This is a genomic window from Cobetia sp., from assembly GCF_983723665.1.
Genome location: NZ_CFDJES010000181.1, coordinates 1 through 4,492, shown reverse-complemented (window position 1 = coordinate 4,492; position 4,492 = coordinate 1). Strand labels below are relative to the sequence as shown.

At 63.9% G+C, this 4,492-nt stretch carries 3 protein-coding genes; 1 reads left to right on the top strand and 2 read right to left on the bottom strand.

All coding sequences use genetic code 11. The features are described 5' to 3' along the window. Positions 1–1,385: NAD(P)H-dependent oxidoreductase subunit E (locus AC4FAH_RS13360; protein WP_490246194.1), on the bottom strand; the 1,385-nt coding region annotated here is incomplete at its 3' end. Between the two features lie 420 nt (positions 1,386–1,805). Here AC4FAH_RS13360 and AC4FAH_RS13355 point away from each other — a divergent pair. After that, on the top strand, positions 1,806–3,395 hold the full coding sequence (locus AC4FAH_RS13355; RefSeq protein WP_043333742.1) for a BCCT family transporter: 1,590 nt from the start codon (positions 1,806–1,808) through the stop codon (positions 3,393–3,395). Positions 3,396–3,548: 153 nt separating this feature from the next. Here the strand turns inward: AC4FAH_RS13355 and AC4FAH_RS13350 are convergent, their stop codons facing one another. Next, positions 3,549–3,941 carry a DUF4168 domain-containing protein gene (locus AC4FAH_RS13350; RefSeq protein ID WP_043333741.1) on the bottom strand — a complete coding sequence of 131 codons (393 nt, stop codon included), beginning with the start codon at positions 3,939–3,941 and terminating at the stop codon, positions 3,549–3,551. Positions 3,942–4,492 lie beyond the last annotated feature (551 nt).

Genomic DNA, 4,492 nt, shown 5'->3' with positions numbered 1-4,492 from the left:
GGCAGGTCCGCCTTGCTGGCCGGCAGAATGCCGCCGGAGGCCCCGCCGGGCAGGTAGGCACGCAGACGATGGCCGTCGGCCATGCCGCCGCCATATTCCTCGACCAGCTCGCTGAGCGTGATGCCGGCCGGCGCCAGATACATGCCCGGGCGTCTGACGCGCCCGGAGAGCGAGAAGCTGCGCAGCCCCTGACGTCCCTGACGCCCGGCCGCGACGTAGTGGTCATGGCCTTCGCGATGGAGCCGCGCGATCCAATAGACCGTCTCGACGTTGTTGACCAGGGTCGGGCGACCGAACAGCCCGCGCTGGGCCACGAAGGGCGGCCGCTGACGCGGCTTGCCGGGCTTGCCTTCCAGCGACTCGATCAGCGCCGATTCCTCGCCACAGATATAGGCGCCGGCGCCACGCCGCAGCTGGATGTAGCCCGGCGCGACGAGGCCTGCGGCTTCCAGCTCCGCGATGCAGTCGCGCAGCACCTCATTCAGGGTCGGGTATTCGTCGCGCAGATAGAGGTAGAGCGCCTCGGCCTCGATGGCATGCGCACTGGCCAGCGCGCCCTCGAGGAAGGTGTGCGGCTCACGCTCCAGATAGCAGCGGTCCTTGAAGGTGCCGGGTTCGCCTTCATCGGCGTTGATCACGCAATAGCGCGGCCCCGCCTCGGCGCGCACGAAGCCCCACTTGCGAAACGTCGGGAAGCCCGCCCCGCCCAGGCCACGCAGTCCGGCCTGCTCGATCATCTGCGCCAGGTCCTCGATGCTGACCTCACCGCCATCCAGCGCGGCGAGCAGCCCATAGCCGCCACTGGCGCGATATTCCGCCAGCCGCGGATAGTCGAGACTCGCAGCCGGCGCGGCATGCACATGGCCTTCGGCAAGCGCCGCCGTGACGCCTTCCACGCTGGCGTGGCCGAGATGGTAATGCCCGACCTCCGCCACCGGCGCACTGTCGCAGCGCCCCATGCAGGGCGCACGCAGCACGCGCACCTGTTCGGGGTCCAGCCCCGAGGCGAGACCGGCGCGCAAGGCCTCGGAGCCGGCCAGCTGACAGGACAGCGAATCACAGACGCGCACGGTCAGTGCCGCGGGCGGCGTCTCGCCATCGCGAACCACGGTGAAATGGGCATAGAAGGTGGCCGTCTCGTAGACCTCGGCCATCGGCAGGCGCATCCACTCGGCCAGCGCACGCAGATGGGCCAGCGTCAGGTAGCCGACCTCATCATTGAGCACGTGCAGATATTCGAGCAGAAGGTCACGCTGCGCCGGGGCATCGCCCAGCAGGCGCTGTACCTCGGCCCAGGCCTCGGCATCCAGCGGACGGCCGCGCAACTGGCTGCGCGAACGGCGGCGAGCGACAGGTGTCGGCTCGGTCAGGGTCTCAGGCGTCATGGCGGCACCACGGTGTTGTTATTGGGCAGGAGCAGGCAAGTACTGGCGTATCGCGCGAGGAGTGAAGTCTCGGGCGCGAAAGTGGTGCGCGGTCAGGGAGTACGCACCACTTTCCTTCACTGTAGATCGCAATCTACAAAGCGGGCACACCTGCGACAACCGCTCTGAGCGCTGAATCGCCCCCTGTGTCAGTCACGCATATGCCGGCGTCGTATCCAGCTAACTCGCTCTCGCCCAGCCCTCACACAATCACGAGGGCCGGTGGCGACCTGCCCCGCAGTCAGACTCGCCACCGCGCTCCGGATTGCCATTCCACCCCCTTCCCACATCGCAGCCCCGGGAGACACCCACGACAACACCTCGCTTCACGCCAGCTGCCCTGCCCGGCTGGCGACACCAATAACAACATGAGGTCACCACATGTCATCGAATCCGTATGACACGGACTACGAGATCGGCCAGGACAATGTCCAGGTCATGGGTCTCGATGTTCACAACCCCGTCTTCGCGATCAGCGCCGTGCTGATCGTCAGCTTCATCCTGTTTGCCATCCTCTTCCCAGCGGGCGCGGAAAGTGCCCTGGGCGGCGCCAAGGCCTGGTCCATCGCACATGGCGACTGGCTGTTCATGCTGGCCGGCAACCTCTTCGTGCTGTTCTGCCTGCTGCTGATCGTGCACCCGGTGGGCAAGCTGCGCCTGGGCGGTCAGAAGGCGAAGCCCGAGTTCTCGACACGCTCCTGGTTCGCGATGCTGTTCGCCGCTGGCATGGGCATCGGGTTGATGTTCTGGAGCGTCGCCGAACCGGTGGCCTACTACACCGACTGGTACGGCACGCCACTGAACGCACCCGCCGGGACGCCGGAAGGAGCACGCGCCGCGCTGGGTGCCACCATGTATCACTGGGGCCTGCATCCCTGGGCCATCTACGCCGTGGTCGGGCTGTCGCTGGCCTTCTTCACCTACAACAAGGGCCTGCCGCTGACCATCCGCTCGGCGTTCTACCCGATACTCGGTGAGCGCACCTGGGGCTGGATGGGGCATATCGTCGATATCCTCGCCGTGCTGGCGACCATCTTCGGTCTGGCGACTTCGCTGGGGCTGGGCTCCGCTCAGGCAGCATCGGGGCTGGACTACCTGTTCGGCGTCGGCGATGGCCTGCCGACCCAGATCGCGATCATCATCCTGGTGACGCTGGTGGCCATCTACTCGGTCAGTCGAGGCCTGGATGGCGGCGTGAAGCTGCTTTCCAACATCAACATGATCATCGCCGCTGTCCTGATCATCTTCATCCTCATCTTCGGGCCGACACTCGCCATTCTCATGGGCCTGGGCACCACCACCCTCAGCTATGTGGAATATCTGCTGCCGCTGTCCAACTGGATCGGCCGCCCCGATGAAAGCTGGTTCCACGGCTGGACCGTCTTCTACTGGGCGTGGTGGATCTCCTGGTCACCGTTCGTCGGCATGTTCATCGCACGTGTCTCGCGCGGCCGCACCGTACGCGAATTCGTCACCGCCGTGCTGCTGGTGCCGACACTCGTCACCATCGTGTGGATGTCAGTCTTCGGCGGTACCGCACTAGAACAGGCCATCAATGGCGTCGGCGCGCTGGCCAATGGCATCGATTCCGTGTCGCTGGCCATGTTCCAGATGCTCGACAACCTGCCGCTGTCCGGTGTGGCGTCCTTCATCGCCATCCTGTTGGTACTGGTGTTCTTCGTGACCTCCTCGGATTCCGGTTCGCTGGTGATCGATTCGATCACCGCCGGCGGCAAGGTGGATGCACCGATCAGCCAGCGCATGTTCTGGGCAGCGATGGAAGGCCTGATCGCCGGTGCCCTGCTCTATGGCGGCGGAAGCGCTGCGCTGGGCTCGCTGCAGGCGGGCGCCATCGCCACGGGGCTGCCGTTCACGCTGGTACTGCTGGTGATGTGCTATTCGCTGTTCCGTGGCCTGATGCAGGAAAAGAAGGCACAGGACATGCTCATTCGTCCGGTCGCCGGCGCCTGACATGCGGCGCTGACCATAGCTTTACTGACCAAAGCTTTACTGACCAAGGCGGTACTGACTGACAGGCCGCAAGACATGGGCACAAAAAAACGCCGCCCCCGGCAACCGGGGGCGGCGTTTTCATTGGATGACCCGAACGTCATCCAGGCGAGATCAGGAGTTTTCCTGAGCCAGCTTCTGCACCTTCTTCATCAGGTCCGGGTCGTTCTGGACCGCTTGACCGATGGAGTTGAAGGTAGCGACTTCCAGACCGGAGTCTTCGACAGCGCTGACCATCTCGTCGTTGGCTTCCTGACGCACGCTCTGCTTGGCAGTCTCGTCGTCGGCTTTCTGCAGCTTGCCGGCGAATTCCTGAGAGATGCGTGCGATGTCCTGAGAGGCCGCAGCGAACTGTTCCAGCTGAGCGTCAGTGAAATCGCCAGCCTGAGCCTGTGCCGCCTGGGCAGTAGACTGACCCTGGGCCGGTGCGTCAGCAGCGAACGCCGGTGCCGACATCATGCCCGCGGAAATCAGGGCAGCCGTCATGTATGCAGTCATCCGTTTCATTGCAGCCTCCAGCAGTGATCAATAAGTGTTTGCCCTAACTCAGACGGGCCTGACGACAGGATGTTCATTTTTTCATGCAACTCTTTGAAAACATTCTGTATCGCCAGAGTTACATGAGTCGCAGATCAGCAACGTAAAAACCGCGGGGCCGCGCATGGCGGGCGTCATGACGGCTGGACGCGCATACAGCTTGCGCCACGATTGTGAAAATATCTGCAGCAAGCCGCGTGAGGTCTGCCCGCCACGCACTCGCCCCGCCCTCGATACAGACATGCCTCTGCGCTCGCTACGCGCTCTAGCAAGGCATGCCACCTGCTGCCGCCGCTATCGGTATGTCGCCACTGGCCTTTTCACAGGCTGAATGAGGGTGGCATGTCATGAAGTACCACATAAATCGCGCGCCAACGGGCAGCAAACTCTCGGCGACTGTCTTAGTCTTGAAGGAGAGGCTGTCATCCCGGGTGTGCCATTCTCCTGTGCAACCTGCTTCTGCAGCCCAGGCTGGCTAGCCCAGCTCATAACATTCGTTGCCGGAGGACTGCCATGTCCAC

Excerpts from the sequence above, each read along its gene's own strand:
- AC4FAH_RS13355 (WP_043333742.1), top strand. The coding sequence starts at position 1,806 with ATGTCATCGAATCCGTATGACACGGACTACGAGATCGGCCAGGACAAT.
- AC4FAH_RS13350 (WP_043333741.1), bottom strand. The coding sequence starts at position 3,941 with ATGAAACGGATGACTGCATACATGACGGCTGCCCTGATTTCCGCGGGC.